This is a genomic window from Streptomyces sp. BHT-5-2, assembly GCF_019774615.1.
GTDB lineage: Bacteria > Actinomycetota > Actinomycetes > Streptomycetales > Streptomycetaceae > Streptomyces.
In genome coordinates this window covers 3,783,805-3,807,281 of sequence record NZ_CP081496.1, presented here as the reverse complement: position 1 = coordinate 3,807,281, position 23,477 = coordinate 3,783,805, and the positions used below count along the sequence as shown (strand labels likewise).

Annotated in this window: 30 protein-coding genes and 6 pseudogenes; 25 read left to right on the top strand and 11 right to left on the bottom strand. The window is 68.0% G+C overall.

What is annotated here, in order from left to right:
* The first annotated feature begins 3 nt into the window (after positions 1-3).
* Entirely contained in the window at positions 4-882 is an 879-nt protein-coding gene (locus K2224_RS16995; protein WP_221907334.1) for a ricin-type beta-trefoil lectin domain protein, read from the top strand.
* A 53-nt stretch (positions 883-935) separates the two neighbouring features.
* On the opposite strand, the pseudogene K2224_RS16990 reads toward K2224_RS16995, so the two are convergent.
* Positions 936-1,687, bottom strand: a pseudogene (locus K2224_RS16990) (transposase); the annotation flags it as partial.
* 119 nt (positions 1,688-1,806) lie between these two features.
* Here K2224_RS16990 and K2224_RS16985 point away from each other — a divergent pair.
* A pseudogene (locus K2224_RS16985) lies at positions 1,807-2,154 on the top strand (IS5 family transposase); the annotation flags it as partial.
* Between the two features lie 176 nt (positions 2,155-2,330).
* Here the strand turns inward: K2224_RS16985 and K2224_RS16980 are convergent.
* Complete coding sequence (locus tag K2224_RS16980; protein ID WP_221907333.1) at positions 2,331-2,909, bottom strand: TetR/AcrR family transcriptional regulator; 579 nt, start codon at positions 2,907-2,909, stop codon at positions 2,331-2,333.
* Between the two features lie 180 nt (positions 2,910-3,089).
* On the opposite strand from K2224_RS16980, the gene K2224_RS16975 reads away from it, so the two are divergent.
* The 4 genes from K2224_RS16975 (at position 3,090) to K2224_RS16960 (ending at position 5,894) form a co-directional block, all read left to right on the top strand.
* Complete coding sequence (locus K2224_RS16975; protein ID WP_260692704.1) at positions 3,090-3,500, top strand: DUF6463 family protein; 411 nt, start codon at positions 3,090-3,092, stop codon at positions 3,498-3,500.
* Between the two features lie 736 nt (positions 3,501-4,236).
* Entirely contained in the window at positions 4,237-4,626 is a 390-nt protein-coding gene (locus tag K2224_RS16970) for a hypothetical protein (RefSeq protein ID WP_221907331.1), read from the top strand.
* Positions 4,627-4,836: 210 nt separating this feature from the next.
* Positions 4,837-5,160, top strand: a complete 324-nt coding sequence (locus K2224_RS16965; protein WP_221907330.1) for a nuclear transport factor 2 family protein — start codon at positions 4,837-4,839, stop codon at positions 5,158-5,160.
* A gap of 218 nt (positions 5,161-5,378) precedes the next feature.
* Positions 5,379-5,894, top strand: a complete 516-nt coding sequence (locus tag K2224_RS16960) for a hypothetical protein (protein WP_260692703.1) — start codon at positions 5,379-5,381, stop codon at positions 5,892-5,894.
* 152 nt (positions 5,895-6,046) lie between these two features.
* Here the strand turns inward: K2224_RS16960 and K2224_RS16955 are convergent, their stop codons facing one another.
* Complete coding sequence (locus K2224_RS16955; RefSeq protein WP_221907329.1) at positions 6,047-6,904, bottom strand: alpha/beta fold hydrolase; 858 nt, start codon at positions 6,902-6,904, stop codon at positions 6,047-6,049.
* Between the two features lie 234 nt (positions 6,905-7,138).
* On the opposite strand from K2224_RS16955, the pseudogene K2224_RS16950 reads away from it, so the two are divergent.
* Positions 7,139-7,380 (top strand): annotated as a pseudogene (locus K2224_RS16950) (IS1380 family transposase); the annotation flags it as partial.
* Between the two features lie 212 nt (positions 7,381-7,592).
* Here the strand turns inward: K2224_RS16950 and K2224_RS16945 are convergent.
* Positions 7,593-8,168 carry an ABATE domain-containing protein gene (locus K2224_RS16945; RefSeq protein ID WP_221907327.1) on the bottom strand — a complete coding sequence of 192 codons (576 nt, stop codon included), beginning with the start codon at positions 8,166-8,168 and terminating at the stop codon, positions 7,593-7,595.
* A 103-nt stretch (positions 8,169-8,271) separates the two neighbouring features.
* On the opposite strand from K2224_RS16945, the gene K2224_RS16940 reads away from it, so the two are divergent.
* On the top strand, positions 8,272-9,444 hold the full coding sequence (locus K2224_RS16940; protein ID WP_221907326.1) for an epoxide hydrolase family protein: 1,173 nt from the start codon (positions 8,272-8,274) through the stop codon (positions 9,442-9,444).
* Between the two features lie 252 nt (positions 9,445-9,696).
* On the opposite strand, the gene cynR is transcribed toward K2224_RS16940, so the two are convergent.
* Positions 9,697-10,605: a transcriptional regulator CynR gene (cynR, locus tag K2224_RS16935; protein WP_221907325.1), complete on the bottom strand. Its 909-nt coding sequence runs from the start codon at positions 10,603-10,605 to the stop codon at positions 9,697-9,699.
* Between the two features lie 124 nt (positions 10,606-10,729).
* On the opposite strand from cynR, the gene K2224_RS16930 reads away from it, so the two are divergent.
* The 7 genes and pseudogenes from K2224_RS16930 to K2224_RS16905 form a co-directional block, all read left to right on the top strand.
* On the top strand, positions 10,730-11,317 hold the full coding sequence (locus tag K2224_RS16930) for a carbonic anhydrase (protein WP_221907324.1): 588 nt from the start codon (positions 10,730-10,732) through the stop codon (positions 11,315-11,317).
* A 130-nt stretch (positions 11,318-11,447) separates the two neighbouring features.
* The gene (gene cynS, locus K2224_RS16925; protein ID WP_221907323.1) at positions 11,448-11,918 is read left to right on the top strand and encodes a cyanase; all 471 of its coding nucleotides are present in this window, start codon (positions 11,448-11,450) and stop codon (positions 11,916-11,918) included.
* Positions 11,919-12,074: 156 nt separating this feature from the next.
* A complete protein-coding gene (locus tag K2224_RS16920; protein ID WP_221907322.1) occupies positions 12,075-12,575 on the top strand; it encodes a nucleoside deaminase in 501 nt (166 codons plus the stop codon).
* 7 nt (positions 12,576-12,582) lie between these two features.
* Entirely contained in the window at positions 12,583-12,990 is a 408-nt protein-coding gene (locus tag K2224_RS16915) for an NUDIX domain-containing protein (RefSeq protein ID WP_260692702.1), read from the top strand.
* Between the two features lie 691 nt (positions 12,991-13,681).
* Entirely contained in the window at positions 13,682-14,077 is a 396-nt protein-coding gene (locus K2224_RS16910; RefSeq protein WP_221907321.1) for a hypothetical protein, read from the top strand.
* 344 nt (positions 14,078-14,421) lie between these two features.
* Positions 14,422-14,550, top strand: coding sequence for a hypothetical protein (locus K2224_RS40590; protein ID WP_260692701.1), 129 nt, complete (start codon positions 14,422-14,424; stop codon positions 14,548-14,550).
* Positions 14,529-14,650 (top strand): annotated as a pseudogene (locus K2224_RS16905) (IS5/IS1182 family transposase); the annotation flags it as partial. The gene K2224_RS40590 and the pseudogene K2224_RS16905, both read left to right, overlap by 22 nt.
* 66 nt (positions 14,651-14,716) lie before the next feature.
* On the opposite strand, the gene K2224_RS16900 reads toward K2224_RS16905, so the two are convergent.
* Positions 14,717-15,430, bottom strand: coding sequence for an SDR family NAD(P)-dependent oxidoreductase (locus K2224_RS16900; protein ID WP_221907320.1), 714 nt, complete (start codon positions 15,428-15,430; stop codon positions 14,717-14,719).
* A gap of 28 nt (positions 15,431-15,458) precedes the next feature.
* Complete coding sequence (locus tag K2224_RS16895; protein WP_399018784.1) at positions 15,459-15,743, bottom strand: integrase core domain-containing protein; 285 nt, start codon at positions 15,741-15,743, stop codon at positions 15,459-15,461.
* Here K2224_RS16895 and K2224_RS41690 point away from each other — a divergent pair.
* The 8 genes and pseudogenes from K2224_RS41690 to K2224_RS16860 all read left to right on the top strand — a co-directional run.
* Positions 15,740-15,978: pseudogene (locus K2224_RS41690) on the top strand (ISL3 family transposase); the annotation flags it as partial. The gene K2224_RS16895 and the pseudogene K2224_RS41690 overlap by 4 nt on opposite strands.
* An 11-nt stretch (positions 15,979-15,989) precedes the next feature.
* Positions 15,990-16,163 (top strand): hypothetical protein, encoded by a 174-nt coding sequence (locus K2224_RS16890; protein ID WP_221907318.1) that lies wholly within the window; start codon positions 15,990-15,992, stop codon positions 16,161-16,163.
* A 556-nt stretch (positions 16,164-16,719) separates the two neighbouring features.
* Positions 16,720-17,187, top strand: coding sequence for a VOC family protein (locus K2224_RS16885; RefSeq protein ID WP_221907317.1), 468 nt, complete (start codon positions 16,720-16,722; stop codon positions 17,185-17,187).
* Between the two features lie 731 nt (positions 17,188-17,918).
* Positions 17,919-18,137 (top strand): hypothetical protein, encoded by a 219-nt coding sequence (locus K2224_RS16880; RefSeq protein WP_260693472.1) that lies wholly within the window; start codon positions 17,919-17,921, stop codon positions 18,135-18,137.
* A 5-nt stretch (positions 18,138-18,142) separates the two neighbouring features.
* Positions 18,143-18,496 carry a helix-turn-helix transcriptional regulator gene (locus K2224_RS16875; protein WP_221909756.1) on the top strand — a complete coding sequence of 118 codons (354 nt, stop codon included), beginning with the start codon at positions 18,143-18,145 and terminating at the stop codon, positions 18,494-18,496.
* 5 nt (positions 18,497-18,501) lie between these two features.
* Complete coding sequence (locus K2224_RS16870) at positions 18,502-18,981, top strand: ATP-binding protein (protein ID WP_260692700.1); 480 nt, start codon at positions 18,502-18,504, stop codon at positions 18,979-18,981.
* Positions 18,982-19,181: 200 nt separating this feature from the next.
* Entirely contained in the window at positions 19,182-19,361 is a 180-nt protein-coding gene (locus K2224_RS16865; protein WP_260692699.1) for a DUF6126 family protein, read from the top strand.
* A 16-nt stretch (positions 19,362-19,377) separates the two neighbouring features.
* Positions 19,378-19,917, top strand: a complete 540-nt coding sequence (locus tag K2224_RS16860; RefSeq protein WP_221907316.1) for a hypothetical protein — start codon at positions 19,378-19,380, stop codon at positions 19,915-19,917.
* Positions 19,918-20,686: 769 nt separating this feature from the next.
* On the opposite strand, the gene K2224_RS40585 is transcribed toward K2224_RS16860, so the two are convergent.
* From K2224_RS40585 to K2224_RS16850, 3 genes and pseudogenes are all read right to left on the bottom strand, one after another.
* Positions 20,687-21,052: a BlaI/MecI/CopY family transcriptional regulator gene (locus tag K2224_RS40585; RefSeq protein WP_260693471.1), complete on the bottom strand. Its 366-nt coding sequence runs from the start codon at positions 21,050-21,052 to the stop codon at positions 20,687-20,689.
* An 84-nt stretch (positions 21,053-21,136) separates the two neighbouring features.
* Positions 21,137-21,439 (bottom strand): annotated as a pseudogene (locus K2224_RS41395) (NADH-quinone oxidoreductase subunit C); the annotation flags it as partial.
* Positions 21,440-21,692: 253 nt separating this feature from the next.
* Positions 21,693-22,052 carry a metalloregulator ArsR/SmtB family transcription factor gene (locus tag K2224_RS16850; protein WP_221907314.1) on the bottom strand — a complete coding sequence of 120 codons (360 nt, stop codon included), beginning with the start codon at positions 22,050-22,052 and terminating at the stop codon, positions 21,693-21,695.
* A 359-nt stretch (positions 22,053-22,411) separates the two neighbouring features.
* Here K2224_RS16850 and K2224_RS16845 point away from each other — a divergent pair, with 359 nt between their 5' ends.
* Both K2224_RS16845 and K2224_RS16840 read left to right on the top strand, forming a co-directional pair.
* Positions 22,412-22,585: a hypothetical protein gene (locus K2224_RS16845; RefSeq protein ID WP_221907313.1), complete on the top strand. Its 174-nt coding sequence runs from the start codon at positions 22,412-22,414 to the stop codon at positions 22,583-22,585.
* Positions 22,586-22,733: 148 nt separating this feature from the next.
* Positions 22,734-23,156 carry a hypothetical protein gene (locus K2224_RS16840; protein WP_221907312.1) on the top strand — a complete coding sequence of 141 codons (423 nt, stop codon included), beginning with the start codon at positions 22,734-22,736 and terminating at the stop codon, positions 23,154-23,156.
* Here K2224_RS16840 and K2224_RS16835 read toward each other — a convergent pair.
* The gene (locus K2224_RS16835) at positions 23,128-23,445 is read right to left on the bottom strand and encodes an anti-sigma factor antagonist (protein ID WP_313904778.1); all 318 of its coding nucleotides are present in this window, start codon (positions 23,443-23,445) and stop codon (positions 23,128-23,130) included. The genes K2224_RS16840 and K2224_RS16835 overlap by 29 nt on opposite strands.
* Positions 23,446-23,477 lie beyond the last annotated feature (32 nt).

Genomic DNA, 23,477 nt, shown 5'->3' with positions numbered 1-23,477 from the left:
GAGATGACGACCACAGCAGTCCGGCGGGGCGCGCGCAGCACGCTGCTCGCCTGCACGGCACTCGCGCTCGGAGCCGGCGGTGTCCTCCCGGCTCAGGCCGCGCCCGCCCGTCCGGCGGCCGCACACGCCACCACCGACGACGAGGTGAACATCACCCAGGGGCAGCCCGACTGGGGGCTCGACCAACGGCTGCGCGACCTCCACCAACAGAACAAGTCCAAGAGCCGGGGCGACTACGTCCAGAGCCTGGTCAACGGTCTGGGCCCGTCCCTGAACGGCCACTACAACCTGCTCGTGACGGTCTCCGACGCCCACTTCACCCACAGCCTCACCGGGTTCAGATTCCGGGCTCTGGTACGGAAGTCGAGCGGCGTCTACTACAACATCTGGGTCTTCGAATCGGGCGACTTCCAGCTCCAGAGCGACGGAGGCTGGTCCAACTGGGGTTTCTACGGGCACGGGAACCGGTCGGGCGGGAACGTCTCCTTCCAACGGGTGCCCGGCGGCGAGATCCGGGGCAAGGACGGAAAGTGCCTGGATGTCGCCGGTTCCCGGGCCGAGAACGGCCGGGCCGTGCAGACGTACGACTGCAACAACACCAACGCCCAGTGGTGGCGCCGCGAAGGCTCGTCGCTGCGCGCCGGTGACCTGGGCAACTGGTGCCTGGACGCGGCGGGCGCGTCCACGGGTGCACAGGCCCAGCTCTGGGTGTGCAACGGCACGCCGCCTCAGCAGTGGTCCTACGAGTCGGGGCAGTTGCGGAACGCCCAGTGGGGGTACTGCCTGGACGTGCCCAACGGCAATACGTCCAATGGCAGTCGGCTCCAGATGTCCGCGTGCGACGGGTCCGACCGGCAGCGGTTCACGATCCCCGGAGACTGACCACCCCGACGCGTGCCGGACGCGGGCCCGTGGCGGTCCGCGTCCGGCACGGCTGGGGCGTTGGTGGTCCAGTTGCGCCGGATCGCCGTGGCCAGGGCGAGGAGTCGTTGGCCGGTGCGGGCGAACACTCCGGGCAGGGTTCTGCCGCCGTGTTGTTCCAGGCTGAGCTGGCCTTGAGGATGTCGAATACCCCCTCGATCCACTGGCGGACGCGGGCCAGGCGTCCACGCCGGACAGGCTCGTTCTTCGGGTCCGGCCGCACCAGATGGACGCCCAGGCGCTCTTCGCAGAACGCCTCGAACTCCCGCCCTGCGAAGCCCTTGTCCGCAAGGTCACCTGACCGGAGCGCACGAGGTGGTGGTCGCGTTCCAGCAGCGCGGTCATCACCTGGCGTTCGCCGAGTTTGGGGTTGGCCAGGCACCAGGACACCCGGCATCCCCTCGGCGCTGGTCAGCAGATGGAGCAGGAATCCCCAGAAGAAGCGGGAACGGCTTGGGCAGTAGCCGTATCCGGCCTGTCCGGCCAGGGCCTCGATCACGCGGCTGAGCAGCGGGCCGGCTGCGTTGAGGCGCTTGTTGTAGGCGGACTGTTGGGGCAGGCAGCGAAAGAGGTGCCCCAGTCGGGCGTGTACGAAGCGGATCCAGTGTCGGGCCGGGGGAAAGCCCAGCAGGATCTGCGCGACCGCCAGGCACAGTAGTTCGGCGTCTGTCGGTTTCGGGGGTCGCTCAATCCGGCGACGCGGGGCCACATGGTCGTCGACGAACACGTACAGTGCAGCCAGAAGGGCGTCCAGGTTTGTCGTCACGCACGAGCCAACGGGCGCCCTTCGCCATGGTCGCGGCCAGCACAAACATCGGACTCATTCATCCAAGGCGTGTCCGACGGATCGCGTGGCCGAGCCGTGCCGGCGTCGTTCCGGCCAGCGTGGGGCGAGGCGACCTGCCGGATCGAGAGTGGGCCCGGCTTGAACCGCACTTGCCGAAGAGCGCGGGACGGGGTGGGCGGTGGACCTGTCACCGCAGGGTGACCAACGGGATCTTGTTCCGGCAGCGGACCGGAATCCCGTGGCGGGACCTGCCGGCACGGTTCGGGAAGTGGAAGACCTGCCATGACCGGCATCGGAGGTGGTCAGCTGACGGCACGTGGGAGAGGCTCCTGCGGGCTGTTCAGGCCGATGCTGATACGGAGGGCCGGATCGACTGGTCCATGGTGAGTGCCGATTCCACATCATGCCGCGCAGATCGCTGTTGCGGACACCGTCGAGAACGTCCGACAGCAGATGGGCCAGACATGCACCGTCGCCGCTGACAGCAGGCAACGCGCATTCCTCACGTACGGCCAGTTGGCGTGTGGTTCATCTGATGGGTGTGGGCACCAGGGCGGGGCTGGTGGGGTTCGTGGAGTCTTGAACGGCCACTCAACCAGGAGAATCGGCCTTGTCAGTGCGGCTAGGCGGCTCCGCCGGGGGCGCTGTGGTGCCGGTCGGCCAAGGCGGTGATTCCTGCTGTGGCCGCGGCGGCGAGGTCGGTGATCATGGCGTCGTCGACGGGCAGGTTGACGATGTACAGGGCGGACGCCAGGGTGCCGAGCAGCAGTAGGTGGGCCATCGCGGGGTCGACGGGCCCGGCCAACTCGCCGCGGGCCACGGCCTGTTCGATGATTTCGGCGAAGATGTCCTGTTCGGCGGCCAGGAAGGTGTCCTGGAACCGCTCGTCCAGTCCGGGATTGACGGAGATTTCGCCGATCAGGGCCGGTGCGAGCTGTCGGGCCGCCGGGGTGGCCATGCGGATGTGGAACGCGCGGACAAGCGCCAGCAGGTCCCCGTGCAACGAGCCGGTGCCGGCCAGCGGCGGCAACTGCTGCTCGTACATGGTGGCAGCGAACGCCATCTCGGCCTTGGACGCGTAGCGGCGGTAGATCGCCGCCTTGCCCACCCCGGCGCGCGCCGCGACCTGATCGACGGTCAGTGCCGGGTAGCCGACTTCGTCGATCAACTCGCGCGTGGTCTGGAGGATCTTGTCATCCACGCGGCTGTCTCGGGGACGTCCACCCCGTTGCCTTGGAGCCGTCATGCCTGCACTATACGAAACCAGGGTTTCGGAACTGTAGTATCGGAACTGGTTTCGGAGATCACCGAACCCCGCTACGCAGAGGCGACCGCGATGAAGTCGCACCACGTGGCTTCGCGACAAGAACGGAGAGCTCGGATGATCAAGTGGGCCGGCTGGATCATCACGTTGTTCGGAACCGCACACACACTCCTTGCCCTGACGGTGGAAAAAGCCGCGCGCCACGCCGGGACATGGTTCAGCGGCGGACTGTGGAGCGAGAACCTTGCCGACATGAGCCCGGCAGGCAGCGCGTACTGGCTGAGCCTGGAAAGCTTCGGCCCACCGCTCGTCCTGGTCGGCCTGACGGTGCTGTGGCTGGACCGCCGCGACATCGTCCCGCCGGCGTTCATCGCCTGGACGCTGGGGGCCTGGACCGTCGTCGACGCCGTAATCCTCCCATTCACGCCCTGGCCACTCATGGCGCTTGCGTGCGCCCTACTGCTGATCGGAGCCCGCCGCGCCCGCCGCGACAACCCCCTGCTCAAGGCCGGGCCTCCACGAGGGTGAACACAGGTCACGCCGGTGGCAGATGGCATGCCGGTACGAGGCTCCCCAACAGCAAGCACACTGAACCGACAACGCCAGGGCCGCATCATCGCTCTCGTGCCGAGGGGCAGGGCGCAGGCCGAGCCGCTAGCGCGTCGATGACTACACGTCGTGGCAACCGCGGCCAGACAGCTCCCCACTTGACTGGCCGCGGGAGAGGAATCCGAACTGACCACTGACACACCGCCATCGGCGGCTTGGACGAGAGCCCTGTGACAGGACCACACCGCCTCCAGGACGTAACCGGGCAGGAGCAACACCCGTACGTTCTGAGGGCGGCGACCAGCGGTGGCGCACTCGCCGATCCACTCGGCAGTGAGCTGCCACCTCAAAGGCGGCGCCCGATAGCGGTGTCGTCCAGGGCGACCGCCGCGGCTGACCCCACGGTGCCCAGGACCTCACCAACCAGTTGGCGTCGGTGCTTCAGGAGGAGCCGGAGGGAACGAGGGCAGGGCGGTTCGGCCCGTCATGGGAACTGATGAAGCACTTCGGGCTGTGGACGCATGCTCGGTGATGGTGATGGCCTTCACGTGCGTCTGCGCGATCACAGCGGAACGGAATTTCATCGTTATTGCATCGGTGTGCATCACGGTTGGTGGGCAGCGCAGGAACCGCGGACGCCGCCGTGCCGTACGGGGGGGCGGCACGGCCGCCGCCTGCAACCCGGCGCCGGGTGTGTCCGACTCATGGAGAAGCCATGTTCGTCGGCTTTGTTGGGTTCATCGTGATCGGCTGGGGTGCTGGATGGATCCTGGGGGCGGTCATCGGAGGAATTCGCGGCCTTGACGCACCGCGCGGCTCGCTCCTCGCGGACCGCTCGCTGGTGCGGATGTCCGACCAGAAGGGCAAGGTCCGCAGCCGGAGTTGGAACGACACCGGGCGGGTCTGCGTGCGCTCCGACAGAAGATCGGTAGTGCTGGCCATCGGTCCGGCACGGAAGGCCGCAGCACCGACACGTGGCGGATCGGCTTTGCCGGGCAGCTTCCCGCCCAACTGTTCGCCGGGGGAGTGCGCCGGATCGCCGACGCCAAGTACCGCGATCAGCTCGACCGGGCATGGCGCCCGGGAGCGGCGGCGCACGCCTTGACGATCATCAGGACTGCCGATCGAGGCGGCCGGCGATGAACGCGCAGGCCGGCGGACAGATACCAGCCGGTCCGGTGAATCCCTCCAGGGGCTGGCTTGGCGCCGCAGCGCGGTGCCATTCGGCGCTCACCGGTGGCGGGGCGCCATGGCGTGCGTTGTGCTGCCAAGGGAAGAGTGTTTCCTTACCCGCCCCCGTGCCTTTGGAGAGACCGTGACCATCGCCCTCGACAAGCTGACCGACCCGGCCGTGCGCGCATTCGTGGGCGCGCTCAACGCCGGCGACCGCGAAGCCTTCGCCGCCGCCCTCACGCCCGGGGCCACCATGTCCGACGACGGCTCGGACCGGGACGTCGCCGACTGGACCGAGCGCGAGATCTTCTCCTCGGGCGGCCACATGGACGTCGAGACGCAGACGCACGACGGGCTCGGCCTGGTCGCGAACTACCGCAACGACACCTGGGGCGAGATGCGCACTGCCTGGCGCTTCACGGTCGATGCCGGAAAGATCAGCCGGTTCGAAACCGGGCAGGCCTAGGCCCTGTCGTCAAACTCCCGTCTGCCTGCCGACGCCCTGTACGCACTCTCGCCGCACCGGACGCCGCCCGGCCGGCCCTTCGGGCGGACGACGGGAGTTTGACGACAGGACCTGGCGTGAGGTATGTCCGGCGAACTGCGGACAGCGTGAGCGTCAGAGCTGGTCAGAAGACTGCATGTGAGAGACTTAGCTCGTCATTTCCAGAAAAAGTGGACCGGATGGTGAGTGCCCTGGACGGCATAGCCGATCGCCCCGGCGCGCAGCATTGGGTTCGGGTGACGCCGCGGCCTTGGGTGGCTGCGGGGATAGGGCTGTGTGTCGCGCTGCTGCTGGCCGGTCTGTCGCTGTTGTTGCTGCTGCCGGCAGCCCAGCACCTGCGCTCTCTTCGGGGCGGCGTGCAGGCTCCGGCGACGCTGTACGAGGCCGGCTCGTGCATGTTGGGCGATTGCCGGGTCAGGTTCGAGGCCAACGAGCGGATCGTGGTCGCGAATCTACCGGTGGGCAGCGGCGGCGGCAGGAGGAGTGTCGGCGCTCACATGACCGTCCGGTACCAGGCGGACGACCCGCGGGTGGTCGCCCGTGACGACGATGTCGATGGCGGCGGGGCGTCAGTGTTGGCGATGGTGTCGGGCATGGCGGCCCCGGTCTTCCTGCTGATGTCGGTCACGGCCGCGGTCCACGCAGTACGGCAGCGGCACTCCTCCAGACATGCTCGTCAACCCCGATCGTGGTGACACGGCTGAACCGGTGAGGGGCATCGATACTCCGGCATCGCCGTTCTGACTGGGCATCAAATAGCCCATTTCCACATGCGGTTGGCGCCTGTTGAGACGGGTCGTCAGGCAAGGGCCGGCCGCGCGGGACTGGTAGCCGATGCGGAACTGGGTCAGCCCCAGAACTCCCGCAGGGCGGCGTTGACGGCGGCGGGCTCCTCGGTGTGCGGATAGTACCCGGGCACCCGCAGCAGGCGGCCCCCGAGGGAGTCCGTGAGGGACTCGGCCACGGCCATGAGGGGGAGCCCCACGTGCTCGCGGTACGCGGCCGGCGCGCGCTCCCAGGTTCCGCAGATCACCAGAATCGGCAGGGCGGCTCCCCGGATCACCTCCAGCGGGATTTCCGCCTCCCAGATGGGCCGCTCCCTCATGGAGGTGGCAACGGCACGGAGCCGGCGCGACGTGGGTTCGGGCATGGCCATCCCCAACCCCTCGGTGGACGCACGCAGATACTGCTCCGGCGTGACGCCGTCCGGGATGCCCGGGGCTCCGTCGCGCACCCGGTCGAGGAGGTCGGCGACGACTGGATGGTGCGCGGCGGCGGTGAAGGCGGAGGGCTGGATGAGGGCCAGGGAGCGGACGAGGTCGGGTCGGCGCGCGGCGGCGATGAGCGCGGCGACGGCACCGTTCCCGTGCCCCACGAGGTGGGCGCCGCCGAGCCCCACGGCGGAGGCCCCGTCGCCGAGCACCTCCACGACGTCCTCGGCGTCGACGTCGAAGTCGCTGCGCGCGGTGTCCGGGCTGTCGCCGTAACCCCGGCGATCCATCAGGAGGAGCCGTCGGCTGTCCGCGAGGGGCCGCTGCCCGGCAAAGCCGTACGTGGAGTCGCTGCCCCAGGTGAAGATGTTGTGGATGAAGAGGGCGGGGGCGGCAGCGGCCGCCGGGGTCACCTGGGCCCTCGAAGTGATCGGAGCCTGGCCTGCTCCGACCCGATCGCGGTCATCCCACACGGTCACGTGCACGGCTGCCATAGGTCACCCTCCCGAAGCCGAGGAACATCAACTCCCGTGAGACTAAACCCCGATCGACGGCTGATGCCTGTGGATGATGCTTGGGAGAATGAAGGAGTGCCTTGTGACCTGTGGTGATGGGACTTCTTCGCGCTTCCAGCACGCGCAATCAGCAAGGTACTTCCGAGATACAGGTTTTGATGTGCCGCGACTGGTGGCGGAGAAGGTCACGTCGACCGGGTGAGGAACGGCGCGGGTGCGGCGGCGGACGCGAAGGTCACCAGCATCGTGGGCGGCATGGTCGCAGGAGCAGACAGCATCGACGACCTCGACGTCCTGCGGCACGGCGCGATGCCGACTCTGTTCGACGGTATCCGTGCCCCTCCACGCCCGGCACTTTCCTGAGTGCGTTCACCCACGGCCATGCCCTTCAACTCCACGCCGTGCACAGGAGTTTCGTGGGTGCGCTGGCCGCGCTCACCCCGCTGCCGCCCGGGGTCGATGGTCTGCGCTCGACAGTCCAGGCCGGTGATCGCCGGCCCGCTCTTGGTCCACCGCAGCCGGACCTGTGCGTAGCCGTTCGCGCCACCCGGTGCCTCGTGGTAACCGGGGGACGGCGGAACTCAAGCTTGGTGGTGCCGTTGAGGTGCACCCAGCGCGTCAGATGTGTCGCAGGGGCGGGGCCCACTTGGATGTGCCGAGGTAACGATCACTTCGCCGATCCGGGGTTTTTGCGCTGGTTGGCATTGAAGCGGGCCTTCTTCTGGCGGTTCCCGCACGTGTTCATGTCGCACCATTTGCGGGTGCGACTTTGACTGGTGTCGAAGAAGGCGGCTTGGCAGGTTGGTGATGCGCACAGGGCCAACTTGCCGTCTCGTTCGCCTGCGATGATGCTGATCGCGTCGGCGGCGATCACACCGAGGGCGTCTTCCACGCAGGAAGCCGAACTGAGCCGCCATCGCCGCTTGCCCTCGGGCGTCAGGATCGCTGCGGCCCGTCCCTGAGCGCTGCGGTCATTGATGACTTGGACGGCGGACGCAGGGAGAGCGTCCTGGATCGCGGCGGCTGTCGCGGCCGCGTGGATCGACTCCCGCAGTTCCCGAGCGAGGTCGAGCTGGGCGGTGGTGCAGGAGTCCACGGCGAGGCCGCTCACCGCCAGCCAGTCGACGAGTCGCTGCGGCGTGGGAATGCGCTCCACGGCCTCGCCGTGACGCTCCGACAGCGTCCCCGTGAAGCTGGTCGCCAGCACATTACCGAGGCGGAAGTCAGGGAAAGCAGCACGCATGGAACCACCTTAGCCGGTTGCAGCGCGGCTCGGGGGACTGCTAGAACCGTCTTAGACAGTTCTCGATAGGTCGTAGCCGATTCCGCGATGGCCAGGAGGTCTCATGCCCCGTCCAACCAGCGACGTGCAAGCATTTGAAGCCCACGCAACTGACGCCGACCTCGACGATCTGCGCGCGAGACTGACCGCGGCGCGACTGCCGGAGGCCGAGACGATCTACCGTGCCGCGCCCGACCCTCGCCGATGGGACCAGGGTGTTCCGCTCGCCGACCTCGTCGATCTCGTGAACTACTGGCGCACCGAGTACAACTGGCGGTCGTTCGAAGAGCGCCTTGACCGGATCGGCCAGTTCCGCACGACCATTGACGATCTGGGAATCCACTTCCTGCACCGCCGATCCGCGCGCGCAGACGCCACTCCTCTGATCTTGACGCACGGCTGGCCGGACAGCATTGCTCGGTTCATCGATGTGGTGGACGAACTGGCAGATCCGAAAGGTGCAGACGCGCCGGCGTTCCACGTCGTGGTCCCGTCGCTGCCAGGCTTTGGTTACAGCGACAGGCCGGCCACCACCGGGTGGGGAACCGAAAAGATCGCGGCCGCTTGGGTGGAACTGATGGGAAGGCTCGGATACCGCAAGTTCGTAGCCCACGGCGGCGATTGGGGAGGCAATATCACCACCGTCCTCGGCGGCAGGTTCCCGGCGCACGTTCTCGGCATCCACACCACGTTCGCGGAGGGACCGCCCGGGTTGACAACGGACGGGCTGACGGCGGTCGAGCGCAAGTGGGCCGAGGAAACCCGCGATTTCTGGCGCCACCGCGCGGCGTACGCGAAGCAGCAGGCGACCCGACCACAGACCATCGGCTACTCGCTCGTCGACTCACCGGTCGGGCTTCTTGCCTGGATCCTCGACAAGTTCGCCGAGTGGTCGGACACCGAGGACAGCCCGTTCGAGACGATCTCCAGAGACCGCATTCTTGACGACGTCACCCTGTACTGGCTGACGCGGACCGGCGCATCGGCGGCCCGCATCTACTACGAAAGCCACAACTCGCTCGATCCCGAACTCCGGGTCGACGTCCCGTCGGCAATCACTGCCTATCCCCGCGACATCGAGAAGTGTCCGCGCCCCTGGGCACAGGAGCGGTACCGACAGATCGTCGGATGGAGGGAGCCCGAAAGCGGGGGACATTTCCCGTCGCTGGAGGTTCCCGAGTATTTCGTCAAAGACCTACAAGAGGGCCTCGCGGCAGTGCTGGCCGCCAATCGGTGAACGCGGCTCGGCGACTCGGCACGCGATCCCCGCCCGATCCGGCTCCAGGCGATGCCCGACGGCTTCCGGACCGTGTTCATCGAAACGGCAGAACGTGGTCGGACAGGGCGCGGCGAAGACAGCGTGGAGCATGCCCAGGGCTTTCGGATGGCAGACCTCGACGTCCACTCGCCGACGCCCCCAACTGCCCCCTCAACGGCGAAGAGGCTTCGCCGAAGGGCGGTTCACGAAAAGCTCTGCCCCGGGGGCGGTTCACAGGGGTGGGGCGTAGCCGCGGGTGCGGACGAGGTCGTGGGTGAGGTCGGTGAAGGCGCGGGTGGCGGCGCTTTGGTAGGCCTCGGCGCGGTGCAGGAGGGTGACGGTGCGGGTGGGCAGGGGCGGGTCGAGGGGGACGGGGGTGAGGTGGGGGTGGTCGTGGGTGATGGCGTCGGGCAGGACGGTGGCGAGCGGGGTGCGTTGGACGATTTCGGTGAGTGCCTGGATGGAGTTGGCCTCGATCGTGATGCGGGGGGCGACCCGGTGCCGGGCGAAGTAGGCGTCGATGTGGCCGCGGGTGGCGAAGTCGCCGCTGAGCAGGGCGAGTTGCTTGTCCTTGAGGGCGCGGACCGGTAGGGGGTCCGGCATCGCCTGGGCGTGCGGGGTGCCGGCGACGAGGCTGAGGGTCTCGGTGAACAGCGGCGTGGCGGTTGTGCCGGGCAGGTGGGGGCCGGCGAAGGCGATGCCGAGGTCGAGGTCGTCGGCGAGCAGGGCGGCTTCGATGCGGTCCTGGGGCATTTCCGCCAGGGTGAGGCTGATGCCGGGGTGGCGGGTGTGGAGCTCGGCGGTGAGCGGGCCGATCAGGTAGGCGGTGAAGGTGGGGGTGACGCCCAGGCGCAGGTGGCCGCGGGAGAGGTCCTGGACGTCGTGGACGGCGCGTTCGGCGGCGGCCAGGTCGCGCAGTGCGCGCCGGGCGTGGCCGGTGTAGACGGCGCCGGCGTCGGTGAGCCGTACCGTGCGGCCGGTGCGGTCCAGCAGCTGCACGCCCAGGGTCCGCTCCAGCTGCTTGATCTGCTGGGAGAGCGTGGGCTGGGAGACGTGCAGCTCCTCGGCGGCGCGGGTGAAGTTGCCGTGTTCGGCCACGGCGAGCAGATAGCGCAGATGACGCAGTTCGAGAACAGCCATGAGGAAACTATAGATGTCACTAATAGCTTCCATGGTTAATGACTCTTGGACACTATAGATACAGGTCATGCATGGTGGATCTCACCAGCCCACAGGGCCGATCACCACCCGAAGGGAGTGACCAATGCAGGACCTCACCGAGGGCATCGCCCGTTTCCAGCGGGACGTCTTCCCGGCCAAGGCGGAGCTCTTCGCACGTCTGGCCACGCATCACACCCCGCACACGCTGTTCATCAGCTGCTCCGACGCCCGCGTCGTGCCCGAGCTGATCACCGGCACCGAGCCGGGCGACCTGTTCGTCATCCGCACCGCCGGCAATCTGGTCCCCGCCCATACGCCCGAGGCCGACGGGGTCGCGGCGAGCATCGAGTACGCCGTCGCCGCGCTGGGCGTGCAGGACATCGTCGTCTGCGGTCACTCCGCGTGCGGCGCGATGACCGCCCTGGCCCAGGGCCACGACCTCAGCGGCGCCCCGGCGGTCGCCGCCTGGCTGCGGCACGCGGATGCCTCCCAGGCACGCACCACCGCTGCCGGTGACGTTCCCGCCCTGGTGCGGCAGAACGTGCTCGCGCAGCTGGCGAACCTGGCCACGCACCCCTCGGTCGCCAAGGCCCTGGCGGAGGGGAAGGTCGCCCTGCACGGCTGGGTCTACGACATCCCCACCGGTCGCGTGGAGGACCTGACCACCGCCGGCCCCGCCCTCGCGGTCTGACCCTCCCGGCCCCGATTCCCGGCCCGCGACAACGACAGCGCGCCGGGAACCCAAATCCACCCCACCCACGCGCCACTTCACCCCACCCCTGTTCGTGGAGTGGCACACCTGAGAAAAGGACGTACTGATCATGGTGCACGCCCAGTTCGAGCAGACCGCTCGTGAGGCCCTGGCCGCCAAGGCCGTGGAGGCCAAGACCCGCAAGAACCTCTCCTGGAAGCAGATCGCGGAGGCATCCGGCCTGTCGGTGGCCTTCACCACCGCTGCCGTCCTCGGCCAGCACCCCCTGCCGCAGGACGCCGCGAAGGCCGTCGGCGAGCTGCTGGGCCTGGACGAGGACGCGGTGATGCTGCTCCAGACCATCCCGGTCCGCGGCTCGATGCCCAACCGGATCCCGACCGACCCGACCATGTACCGCTTCTACGAGATGCTCCAGGTCTACGGCACGACCCTCAAGGCCCTGGTCCACGAGGAGTTCGGCGACGGCATCATCTCCGCGATCAACTTCAGGCTCGACGTGAAGAAGGTCGCCGACCCCGACGGCGGCGAGCGCGCCGTCATCACCCTGGACGGCAAGTACCTGCCGACCAAGCCCTTCTGACCTGCGCCGATACGGCGTCGCACCCGGACGGCGACGAGGCGGGCCGGAAACAGTCTTCCCCGGCCCGCCTCGCCCGCCCCGCCTTCTTGTTCCCCGAACCCCGCGAAGCCGCCTGCCGGCAGCCTCGTATCCCCTTCCCTCTCTGGAGGACCTTTCATGGACTTTGTCCAGCGCACCATCGACCTCGCCCGCCAGAACGTCGCCGAGGGTGGCCGCCCGTTCGCGACCGTCATCGTCAAGGGCGGCAAGATCCTTGCCGAGAGCCCCAACAAGGTCGCCCAGACCAACGACCCCACCGCACACGCGGAGATCCTCGCCATCCGTGAGGCGTGCACCAAGCTGGGCACCGAGCACCTGACCGGCACCACCATCTACGTACTCGCCCACCCCTGCCCGATGTGCCTGGGCTCGCTCTACTACTGCTCGCCGGACGAGGTCGTCTTCCTCACCACCCGCGACGCCTACGAGCCCCACTACGTCGATGACCGCAAGTACTTCGAGCTGGACACCTTCTACGACGAGTTCGCCAAGCCCTGGCAGGACCGCCGGATGCCGATGCGCTACGAGGAGCGCGAGGACGCCGTCGAGGTGTACCGGTTCTGGCAGGAACGCAACGGCGGCGAGCGCTGCGTCGCGGGCGTCCCGACCGCCGGCTGAGGCCCCGGTGCCCGAGGTGATCGAGAAGGTGGCCTGGATCCGGCTCGACGAGGGCCGGCTCCTGGCCACCCGCACCCACGGCCGCGACCGGTTCTACCTGCCCGGCGGCAAACCCGAGCCCGGCGAAACGCGCCCGCAGGCCCTGGTCCGCGAGATCCGGGAAGAGCTCGGCCTCACCCTGGACCCGGCAACCGTCGCACCGCTGCTGATCACCGACGCCCCGGCGCACGGCAAGCCCGCCGGCACCCTGGTCCGCACCACCTGCTGCACCGCCGACCACACCGGCATACCCACCCCGTGCGGGGAAATCGCCGAGGTCGCCTACCTCACCCACGGCGACTGCCCCCGCGCCAGCGCCACCACGGGCGAGGTGCTCGACCGCCTCGCAGCCACCGGCCAACTCCTGCGCTGGTGAACCCCGACGGTGCACCGGCCCCACATCTTCCGTCGCGAGAAGACCCCACCGGCACCGGCAGCAGGCTTCGCGGGCAAGCGTGTAACCGACGCGGACTCCCCGGGGCGAACCCCACACACAGCCGTCCCCCCCCCGCCGCTGCGGACGGGCATCCAAGACACGGCGGAGCGAGAGCCAGGCTGCTTCCGAGCGGGAAACGCCACGGCCGGCCAAGGCATCGCCTCCGCGGCTCCCAGGACCTTGCAGTCGAAATCCCGGCGGACTTCGATCCTCGAATCTCGACGGATGACCCCATGCCTCGACGGATGACACCCATGGCACCCCGGAGACGGCCCGCCACAACCTTCTCGACTGGGTGAAACCGATCCACTGGGTCGGTTTCTTCTTGATCCGTTACGGCTTCGCGTTCGTCGATGACGCAACCGTGACGAGCCGCATAAGGCAAAACCCAGCCGCCGCCCTCTAAGTCGCCTATGAGGCCAATTGCCCAGTTGGGCGTCGCGCCTGGTTTGTCTACGGTCGTGCTCGCTCGGCTGCCCGCCGAGCCTCGCGAAGTCCGATCGGCGAAGGAGAAGCCGCCATGGCAGACGAGATGGCGCACTGCACGCGTCCGAGGAATCAGGCTTCGAGACGCCGCGCCGGAGGTGAACACCGCCCTCGCGCCGGGGTCTCTCGCGACCGGCATGCCGGCGTGCTGAAGCGACTCCTGCCCGTCGCTTTTCTTGCCGTCGCCGTTCTGCTCACAGGCTGTGATATCGCCGGTGACGCCCGTCCGTCGGGTCCGCCGACCACCACCGCAACTCCCTCACGCACCGGTACGGAACTGGCCGACCGCTACCGCAAGAGCGGAGGGGACGCCGACGTCTACGGCATTCACCATGCGAAGAACGGCAAGGGCGTCCTTGTGCTGAGCGTGTGGACCCACAAGAAGGACTACTACGGGAACGTCGACGACTTCGCCGCCAAACTGGCGTCCTTCCTGCAGCGGGACGGCGTCAGTGTCGATCAGGGCTACGTACTCAACGTGTACGGCCCAGACGGAGTACGACTGCACATGCTTGACACCACTCCGCAGCACAACCCCTGATACCAAGCACGTGACCAGAGCCCTCCTGGCCACTGTTTCCAGTCCAGATGACTCCACCTGCCTCGCTCCGCTCCATGCGGAGGGGGGGTGACACATCCCCCAGCCACCTGCGGGATCACATCCGAGCTCATCGCCCAAGGAGCAGACCTGAGCCCCAAGGGCACCGAGGGGAGTAATGCCCTGGGGCTGGCCCGGTACTGGCATGGGACGGGCATCGAGGTCGAACTGCGCGGCAGGAGCGTCCGTGCGCCGGGCGGTCCGGGACGGTTGGGGGAACGACTGCCAGGAGCTGTCCACTCGGTGACCTGACGGTCCGCCACGGGCACACCGCGATCCTCGCCGAGTTGGAGCCCAAGTACGGGATCATGCCGTCCTTCGTGGAGATGATGGACCGCGTTCTCGCCGAGGTTCTGGCCGAGCCGGACGTCAAGCAGCCGGTCCGGACTTCCGTGAGCGCACCTTCGCCCGCATGAGGCCCTGGAAATCCTTCGCGACTGCCGCATCAAGGACGACGGCGTTCACCACGCCATGAGCGGCATCGCTCGCCTGCGCAACCTCGCCCTCGCAGGGTGAAGCAAGAGAGTCGACCTCCAACGAGCCGAGCCCGCGTCAACTCAAAGTTAGACTGCGGGACAAGTCTTACCAGCCGACCCGGCCTGTGGAGTCGTGGAGCCGTCCGCTGGGCCCTTCGATCGCCAGGGCGAGCCGCACGATGGTCGCGGCGCTCTGCGCGGGCGTGCTGGTGCCGGTGTGGTTGTTGAGCGCGGTTGCGGTGAACCCCGGATCGACGGCGTTGATGCGGAATCCGGGCAGGGCGCGGGCGTACTGGTAGGTGAGCATGTTCAAGGCTGCCTTCGAGACCGGGTAGACCAGGCCCTGCAACCGGGATTCCATACGCTCCGGGTCGTCGTTGACGGTGAACGATCCGCGGCCGCTCGAGACGTTCACGATGCGCGGACGCTGGGCCTTGTGCAACAGAGGCAGAAAGGCGTGCGTGGTCCGGACCGCGCCGAGCATGTTGACGTCCATGACCTCCGTGAAATCGTCGGCAGTGGTCTCCTCCACTGCCGGGCGGGTGCCTCCGATGCCCGCGTTGTTCACCAGTACGTCGAGCCTGCCCCACTCTGCCTCGATCGTCCGGGCCGCGGCATCGACCTGCGACTGGTCTGCCACGTCCAGAGGCATGAACCGCACGTCGCCTTCAGTCGACAACTCGCGGGCGGCAGCGCGGCCTCGTGCCAGATCTCGGGCACCGAGATAGACCACCATCCCCGCAGCGGCGAGTTGTCGGGCCACCTCCCGTCCGATTCCCTGGTTGGCGCCTGTCACCACGGCTATGTCCGCAATCGTCATGCTCGACATGATCCTTTCAAGACTCGTCTCACGAGGAGGGTAGCCACCCGCGGCTCGTCAGCCGCAGTAGTCGCTCCCGAAACTCGTCCTCTTCGCAGAAGTTGCGGATATCCAGGTGTAGAAGGGTTGGAGGCTGATGCCACCCGTCTGGAGCCGTGATGCGGCGCCGTAGGTCGGCCGCTCCAGCTGCTCCACTGTGCGGTCGGTGGTAGTTGTAGTGGACGTTCCAGACGCTGACAGCGGCCACGCGGTCGTCCCCGCTGGTGAACTCCCGGGCATAAAGGATCTCCTCGGCCAAGGTCCGTTGCCGCACGGAGCGAGGTCACAGCACACAGCGCCTGCTGGACCACCGCACTGGACGCGCCAATCCACGACGGACCCCGCGCCCAGACCACCGTCGTACGCCGGCACCAGGTCCACGGCCTGCTCGGCCAGGGCGTGGACCTGCTCGATGTGCTCGCCGCCTGCAACTGGCCCTGAACACCGTCGAACGCTATGCCCGCGCCGACCGGCCCGAGCGCATGCTCCGCGTCCCCAAATACCGTGCCGGCTCGCCCGGATGCTGCTGACCAGGCCCGACACCCGCAAGGCCGATCAACACGAGCTCCTGGCCAAGCTCACCGCCTCCTGCCCCGAGGTGGCCTGCTGGGGCGCGACTGTCGACGCCACCATCGACGCCCGTACGCCTCTTCAGCTTGGCGAAGGACAGGGGGGACGCGAGGGACCTGGGTAACAACTGGATGTGCATGGGGACGGCGACCCGGGCTGATGTGGGCGTAGTGCCTCTTCGGCTTCCATCGACACCGGGTCAGTGGTGATGTTGCGGGTGTAGCGGGGCGACATGTCCCTGCGCCTCAGCTTCGGTAATGAGCGTCTGGATGATGCGCAGGTCCTCGGATGGGCTTGGTGAATCCCTTGGGATCCGTTATTTGGGCGCTGCGGCGTGGGGTCGGGTGAGTTTGGCCGGAACGGGGGAGAGGTGAGCTTGATCAGGTGCCAGGCTGGAAGCTGCCTCCACGGCGGGGAGTAGTTGTTGAAGCGGGCCGAGATCGGGACCCCCGTGACGCTGCGGAAGGCCGTCGAGTTCTTGACGTCGCACGGGGCGTCGCTGTCGGCATCTCTCGAATGGTCCCCGACTGCCAGTTGTGGGTCAGCAAGACTGCACAACGGGAGGCCGCAGAACCGAGATTCCCTCGTGATCAAGCGCGAGGTACTGCTCCAAGGTTGCAGTGGTGGTTGCATTCGCCGGCGCGACTGCCGGTTTGGCAACCTGGGCGTACATTCGGCAGATGGGCCTGACGATGCGTGTGGTCGAGCTGGAATGCACAGATCCGCTCAAGCTGGCTGAATTCTGGAGCGCCGTCCTGGATGCCTCCATCGAGCCTGGGACGGACGGGGTGAACATTGCTCCGCGCGGCGAGCAGGAGATGCGGCTCTACCTGGTGGAGGAACGTGCTCCGGTGCGGTCGCGGAGCAGGACGCGACTGTGGTTGAACCCTGTTGACGGAGCGCTGGAAGTCGAGGTTGCCCGGCTCACTGCCCTGGGCGCGAAAGTCATCGAGAAGCGGTGGACGAACCGGAGTTGCGGCCTGGCGGTGGTGGTGCTGGCTGACCCGGAGGGTAACGAATTCTGCGTCGAATCCAGCGACCATGAGGTCGCCGAGGCCGTGCGACGCTTCGAAGACGCTGACGATGATCTCGAAGGGCTGGAGCCGGAACCGGAGTCCATCGGAGTCGTGCGCATCGGTACTCCCTAGACGCCGGGTGGTGCCGGGCCTCCTGGCAGCAGGCCCGGCACCGACGTCGGTCAGCCGCAGAAGAGCTCGACCGACGGGCTGTGAAGGATCTTGGAGGCGTACTGTCCGCGCCACTCGATCGCCGGCGGCCGGCTCCTTCACGAGCGGGTAGATCGGTACGGATGAGGATCTTGGTGTCGCACCGGTGGGTGTCGAGGACCTGGGCGAGCGCGCCGCCGCGCGCGACCTTGCGGCGGCCTGTGCGAAGCTGAAGCACGTCGACGGTACCGGCGAGAGCCGGCCCGCACGCAGCACGTCTACGGGCGGCGCCCCTCCAGCGACCTCATGCCATGCCGACCGCCGACGGTTCGTAGACGGGGACCGGTCATGGGCGCAGCCGAGCCCGGCATCCCCCGGAACCCGCCCTGCCCGGTGATCTACACCGTGGCCCACGGCCGCCGATCAGCGCGAGGTTCCCCAGCGCGCCGCCCCGCCGGTGTGGGGGTAGGCGAAGCTCCGCTGACGCTGGCTGTCTCTTCATGGTGTGGGCGGCAGTTGGCCGTCAGGGCAGGGTCAGGTCGTTGTCGAGAACGGCGGTCGGGTCGTCACGGCACTCCCGAAGATCCGCAGGCGGTGCCCGTGTCGACTTCCGCTGCGAAGAGGTCCCCGGATGTGTCCCGCGCGGGGGACCACGGCCTAGACTTGCAGAGTTCTTCAATTCGCTAGTTGTCGTAACAGTGAACCGGTTGCGTGTGGAGGTTTGGGTGGGCGGCTTCACCGAAGCAGTGCTGGAGCGGGTACGTCGGGCGCGGGCCGCGGTCGCGGAGGCATACGAGGCCGAGGACACGTACGAGGCGGCCGTGGCCGAGGGCGAGCTCGAAGACGCACTGCGGATAGCGCGCGACCTCGGCGTGGATCTCGGCGTGGATCTCGGTGTCGCTTCGGAGGGCGAGAACGGGGGCGCGGCGTGAACGGGGTGCGGGTTCCGCTGTATCAGGCGAAGGCGGAGTTGTTTCGGATGCTGGGGCATCCGGTGCGTATCAGGGTGCTGGAGTTGCTGCAGGACGGGGCGATGCCGGTGCGCGACCTGCTGGCGGCGATCGAGATCGAGCCGTCCAGCCTTTCGCAGCAGCTGGCGGTGTTGCGCCGGGCGGGGATCGTGTCCGCGACGCGCGGCGGTACGACCGTGGTGTATGAGCTGGCGGGTGGGGATGTGGCGGAGCTGTTGGGGGCGGCGCGGCGGATCCTCGTGGAGCTGCTGGCCGGACAGCAGGACCTTCTCGCCCAGCTGAGGGAGTCTGGCGCGGGTGTGGGGGAGGGGGCGTCGTGAGGTGGGTGGGTCGCTTCCTGCCGCGGCGGCAGGAGATCTCGCCCACCGCTGCCTGCGAGCACACGTTGCCGCAGGTGCGGCGGCATGTGTTCACCGTGGCCGTCGAGCCCGGTGCGGTGCGCATGGCTCGGCGGGAGGCGGACGCGAGGCTTGCCGAGTTCGGTATCGCCCCGAAGTCGTTGCTTTCGGACGTGGCGCTGCTGGTGGTCAGCGAGCTGGTGGCCAATGTGCTGCGTCACGCTGCGGACCGGTCGCCCTCGGCGGATGGGGGGGTCACGGTCGGTGCCGGGCAGCTCGTGATCGGTGTGGCCGACCGAGACCCTCGGATCCCGAAAGTGGAAGGCGATGCGGTGGGCGTGGGGCTGCGGACCATTGCCGAGCTGACCGCGTGGTTCAACGGCACACTCACCGTCGAGCCCGACTGGGCCGGCCACGGCAAGGACGTCCTGGCCCGTTTCCTCATCCCCGATGCCGATGCCCGGTGAGCCATGGTGGAAAGAGGCTTGTTTCCTGCGCTGTGCGGTCACGTACCTGCGTGCGGACGAAGACTGTCCGTCGCCTGAGGCGGAGCTCGACGAGGTCACCATGCTGGTCACGGTGGGCCGGACAGACGGGGCCGCCGGTCCGGATACAACCCGTTACTGGATCACCGGGCCCTGATATCCAACACCCCAGGAGAGCAGCCATGCCTGACAACCAGGCCAACGATCACTCGATACCCGAACCGTCCTTCGGCGGTGGGATGTCCGAAGAGCGGAAGGAGCGGGGTGCGTCTTGGCGGGTGTTCATCTACATCGCCGGCAGTCACCTCCTGCTCGGTTTTCTGGCGCTCCTGTTTTACCTCGGTAGTCACGCCGGCAAGTAGGTGGCCGAGCCCAATCATGCTGGAGAAGGGAAGGCGCAGGACGGTGATCGCTGTCGTGGGTCACACGGACCTCACCCCGCAGACGTGGAAGCCGTTGGAGGCCGAGCTGGGCGACAGCCTCGAACGTCTGGCCCAGCCGGGTTCGATGGTCTTGGTGCGGGCCGGTCGGGGACTGCCGGTTGTGGCCGGGCGGGCCGCGCGCAAGGCCGGTCTGCCGCTGGTGGTCGTACTGCCTTCGCAGGGCTCGGTGCCCGCGCTGCTCCCGGCCCCTGACCGGGCGGCGGCCGGGGAGTTGTTGTTCCTCGCCGCGCATGTGCGCCTGGTTCCGTACGACCCGGTGGATCGGAGCGCATGTAGGAGCGCCGATGAACGTCTCGTTTGTTCCAGCCGTCAAGTACTGGTGGTCTGGGACGGCTCGGCGTCCCATGCCCAAGACGCCACAGCGCATTTGATCACCTATGCCCGCAGCCGAAGCATCGCGACTGAGACTCTCCGAGCGCGCGACTGCATACGTCGCAGCACGCAGCCTTTGGACCTCCCTGGTGAGTCCTCGTGAGCGCCAGGCCAACCGGACCTGCGCGCAGGATTGAGCTTTCGCGTGCGCAGTGCCTGGACAGGCTGGCCGGGGTCGCGGCGGGGCATGTGGTCTTCTCCCATCAGACGCTGCCCGCCATCGGTCTGGTCCATCATCTCGTTGACGACGGCTGGGTGGTGGTGACCCGTAGCCGCAAGAGCCTGTCCCCGGTGGGATCGGACGCGGGCTGCGGTGTTGTCGCGTATGAGGCCGACGAGATCGCCCCGGCCACCCGGACCGGCTGGTGCGGGGCGTTACCGGTACGGCGAGTTTGGTGAGTGACCCTGCGGAACTGGCCCGCTAACGGGACCTGTTGACTCGGTGGGTCGACGGTGGCGGTGGCATGGACCAGATCGTGCGCATCAGCTCTGACATCGTCACCGGGTATCGACTGGTCCGCACCGGACCCGCGCCGGCATGGCGACCCAACGGCGACGAGCTCACAGTCGTGCCTTGAACCCCTGGGTCCGCCGATCTTGCGAAGAACCAGCTCAGGCCAACGTTTGGAAGGTAGCAAAAGCTTGGAGTTCATGACGCGACGCGAGTATCCGCTGCTTCCGGACTGGGATGGCTGATTGTTGTACGGTCCCCAGAACGGCCTGGTGCCGAGTGACGCAGAGGGCGAAATTCACGCCGCTGGTCAGGTCAAGTCGGGGCAAGGCGTCGACCTCGGCTCGCGACTCTATTTTTCGAGCCTATTCCGTGGTCATTTTTCGGGCACCGCCCTATTTTTTCCTTGGCTTCGTTCTCGCTAATCGTCGGCCCGGGCCATCCTTAGGGCGTCGCGGAGGGCTTGTCGCTGTTCCGGTGACATCATGCCGAAGAAGGCGACGAGTGTGGCGGCGGGGTTGTCGCTGGTGGACCATGCTTCGTTCATCAGTGCGGCTGCGTAGGCGGCGCGAGTGGAGACCGCCTTGTACCGATAGGCGCGGCCTTCGGCTTCGCGGCGGACCCAGCCCTTCTGATGGAGGTTGTCCAATACGGTCATGACGGTGGTGTAGGCGATCGACCGTTCCTTCTGGAGATCCTCCAGAACTTCTCGAACGGTGGCCGGGCGGTTCCATTCCCAGATCCGCGTCATTACCACGTCTTCCAGATCACCCAAGGGTCTCGGCATGCAAGAAGAATAGTGGGAGGCGTTGTGAATTCCGATTGTTTTCGCTGTGTTTGGCGAAGGGCGGTGGGGGCCGGCGTCGGGGCGCATGGGGTACCAGCCTTTGGGCCGGTGGAAGTGGCGGACCAGGCGCTGGGGCAGGGGGTGGTCCAGGGGGACGACGCCGTGCAGGTCGCGCATCTCGCGTTCGAACCGGCCGGTGGGAAAGGAGAGGCGGGCGAGGGTGGGCAGCTCGGGCCGGTCGACGTCGAGGCGGACGTGGAGTTCGGTGCGGACATCGGGCGGGCCGGAGGTAAAGAGGTAGACCACCCGAACGGCCCGGCCGCCAGGGGCCTGCTCGGTGTCGTGGTGGGCGGCGACCAGGGCGATGCGGCGGCCTGCGGCGAGCAAGTCACCCGCGTACTTGGGGAGTTCGGGTGCGGCGATGTGGGTGCAGCGGCTCGGTCATGTTCCGCTGGAGGTGCGGTCCGCGGCCGTGGCGGAGCGGGCTCCGCCACCCGCCCGGTGTCACGGATCTTGCGCAGCAGGCTCATCACAGACTCCTGCACGTCAGGGATTCCAACGCCTCACGATGCGCGGAGCGGCCGCTCCTCCCTGCCCCCAGGCGCAGGATGCGCATGAGGAACGGCCGCCGATCAAGGGGCTACGACGGTGCGCGGCCCGGCTTGCCTTGCGCAGTATTGGCCCGCAGGTCCGCCAGCAGCTCGGCCTGCCCGGTCAGCACCCCGGTCAGGATGGTGCGCGCCACCTTGAGCAGCTCCGCCACATCAGGACTGGTCAACGAGTAATAGACGGCCGAACCCTCCCTACGGGTTACGACCAGATTGGCGCGCCTGAGAACCGCGAGCTGCTGGGACAGAAACGCCGGCTCCACATCCATCTGCGCCAGCATCTCCGAGACCGCATGCTCACGCTCGCTCAACAGCTCCAGTACCCGAATGCGTACCGGGTGCCCCAAGGTCTTGAAGAACTCCGCTTTGAGCTGATACAGCGGTGCGCTCACCGGACCTGCCTCCCGCCAGTCCTCAACGGCCGTGGCGACCGCTCTCCCGCGCATCGAGTCCACCCATTCGTCAACGTCATACGGCCATCCTCACCCAACTTGCCTGGGTCCATGACCTTGCGAATTGCTAAAGTTAGCAACTCCAGAAGTCTTCGGAGGGAGTTTCGTGCGGATCACGCCCCTGCGCGGCGCAGGCGCCACTCTTCTCAAATGCCCGCCTGCGGTCTGACCTGCCACGCTGCCGCCCTGGCCGCGCAGGGCCACTGCCCCGGCTGCGGACACGAACGAGTGATCCGGCTGGATCTCGCCCGGGGCGGCCGCGAGGTCGTCGCCACCGCACCGAACCGTCGGGCACGGGCATGAGTCCGGACTGGCAGTACACCACCCATCGCGACGTGACGGTCCTGACGTTGACCGGCCACCTCGGCGGTGAAGCCCTTGTCCGCTTCGCCGGCGCCATGGTGTGGGTTCGGGCCCGCAGCGCCGGCCCGATCCTCCACACCGCCCTGGACGCTCTCGCTCCCCAGGACTGAGAACCTCCTCCTTCCGTGGGGAGAGGAGCGGAGGCCATGCCCGGCAGTGACATGCTCCGGAGTCGCTGCCGGGCCACTGGTCGCGTTCGGCGGAGCCGCGTGCTGCGGACGCGGACGAATGTCGGTCCCCACCGGCACACTGGACAGCATGACACCGTGGAGCCTGATCGGTATCGACCGTGCCTTCCGCGCGAGTTGGGCCGCCGACACCTGCTCGCCCGATGATGTCGCCGACTGGCAGCCGGGCAACCCCGCCTGGGGGCACTGCGACATCACCGCTCTCGTGGTCCACGACCTCTTCGGCGGCGACCTCATGCTCGGCGACGTGCACCATGCCGGAGAGCCGGCCGGCTACCACTGGTGGAACCGCCTGCCCAGCGGCATCGAACTCGATCTCACCTCGGAGCAGTTCACCGACGGTCAGACCGTCACCGGGGCCCGCATCGTCAAACGGCCCCTCGGCCCGCTGCCCCGCCGCTGGAACGAGTACCTGCTCCTGCGCGACCGCGTCGCCACCCACCTCGGCCCCCTGCCCCCGCGGCCTACGGCCCCGCAGGCCAGCCGTGGCTGATCAGGGCGTCGGTCGGCCAGCCGGTGGTACGCCACTGCTGCCGCGTACCCGACGCCCCCGCGATGGGGCGGGCGAGCAGGGCAGTGTCCAGGTTGTGATGCACCGGCAGCGCCGGGCACGTCTCATCGGGGACGAGGGAGCCGTCCGCGGGAATCGCGGCGAGTTCCAACGGCCTGCCGTGTGCGGCCAGTTGCCGGGCGGCCTCGGCAATCGCGGCCTGGCCGGCCACCGTCCACCCCTCAAGCGCGGTCACGTCCAGGACCACCGGGCCGGCCCCGCGTGCCAGCACCCAGGAGATGGCACCTGCGAAGCGGACGGTGT

Excerpts from the sequence above, each read along its gene's own strand:
- K2224_RS16995 (WP_221907334.1), top strand. The coding sequence starts at position 4 with ATGACGACCACAGCAGTCCGGCGGGGCGCGCGCAGCACGCTGCTCGCC.
- K2224_RS16975 (WP_260692704.1), top strand. The coding sequence starts at position 3,090 with ATGATCAAGTGGGCCGGCTGGATCATCACGTTGTTCGGAACCGCACAC.
- K2224_RS16970 (WP_221907331.1), top strand. The coding sequence starts at position 4,237 with ATGTTCGTCGGCTTTGTTGGGTTCATCGTGATCGGCTGGGGTGCTGGA.
- K2224_RS16960 (WP_260692703.1), top strand. The coding sequence starts at position 5,379 with ATGGTGAGTGCCCTGGACGGCATAGCCGATCGCCCCGGCGCGCAGCAT.
- K2224_RS16955 (WP_221907329.1), bottom strand. The coding sequence starts at position 6,904 with ATGGCAGCCGTGCACGTGACCGTGTGGGATGACCGCGATCGGGTCGGA.
- K2224_RS16945 (WP_221907327.1), bottom strand. The coding sequence starts at position 8,168 with ATGCGTGCTGCTTTCCCTGACTTCCGCCTCGGTAATGTGCTGGCGACC.
- K2224_RS16940 (WP_221907326.1), top strand. The coding sequence starts at position 8,272 with ATGCCCCGTCCAACCAGCGACGTGCAAGCATTTGAAGCCCACGCAACT.
- cynR (WP_221907325.1), bottom strand. The coding sequence starts at position 10,605 with ATGGCTGTTCTCGAACTGCGTCATCTGCGCTATCTGCTCGCCGTGGCC.
- K2224_RS16930 (WP_221907324.1), top strand. The coding sequence starts at position 10,730 with ATGCAGGACCTCACCGAGGGCATCGCCCGTTTCCAGCGGGACGTCTTC.
- cynS (WP_221907323.1), top strand. The coding sequence starts at position 11,448 with ATGGTGCACGCCCAGTTCGAGCAGACCGCTCGTGAGGCCCTGGCCGCC.
- K2224_RS16920 (WP_221907322.1), top strand. The coding sequence starts at position 12,075 with ATGGACTTTGTCCAGCGCACCATCGACCTCGCCCGCCAGAACGTCGCC.
- K2224_RS16900 (WP_221907320.1), bottom strand. The coding sequence starts at position 15,430 with ATGACGATTGCGGACATAGCCGTGGTGACAGGCGCCAACCAGGGAATC.
- K2224_RS16890 (WP_221907318.1), top strand. The coding sequence starts at position 15,990 with ATGCTGCTGACCAGGCCCGACACCCGCAAGGCCGATCAACACGAGCTC.
- K2224_RS16885 (WP_221907317.1), top strand. The coding sequence starts at position 16,720 with ATGGGCCTGACGATGCGTGTGGTCGAGCTGGAATGCACAGATCCGCTC.
- K2224_RS16865 (WP_260692699.1), top strand. The coding sequence starts at position 19,182 with ATGCCTGACAACCAGGCCAACGATCACTCGATACCCGAACCGTCCTTC.
- K2224_RS16860 (WP_221907316.1), top strand. The coding sequence starts at position 19,378 with ATGCTGGAGAAGGGAAGGCGCAGGACGGTGATCGCTGTCGTGGGTCAC.
- K2224_RS40585 (WP_260693471.1), bottom strand. The coding sequence starts at position 21,052 with ATGCCGAGACCCTTGGGTGATCTGGAAGACGTGGTAATGACGCGGATC.
- K2224_RS16845 (WP_221907313.1), top strand. The coding sequence starts at position 22,412 with ATGAGTCCGGACTGGCAGTACACCACCCATCGCGACGTGACGGTCCTG.
- K2224_RS16840 (WP_221907312.1), top strand. The coding sequence starts at position 22,734 with ATGACACCGTGGAGCCTGATCGGTATCGACCGTGCCTTCCGCGCGAGT.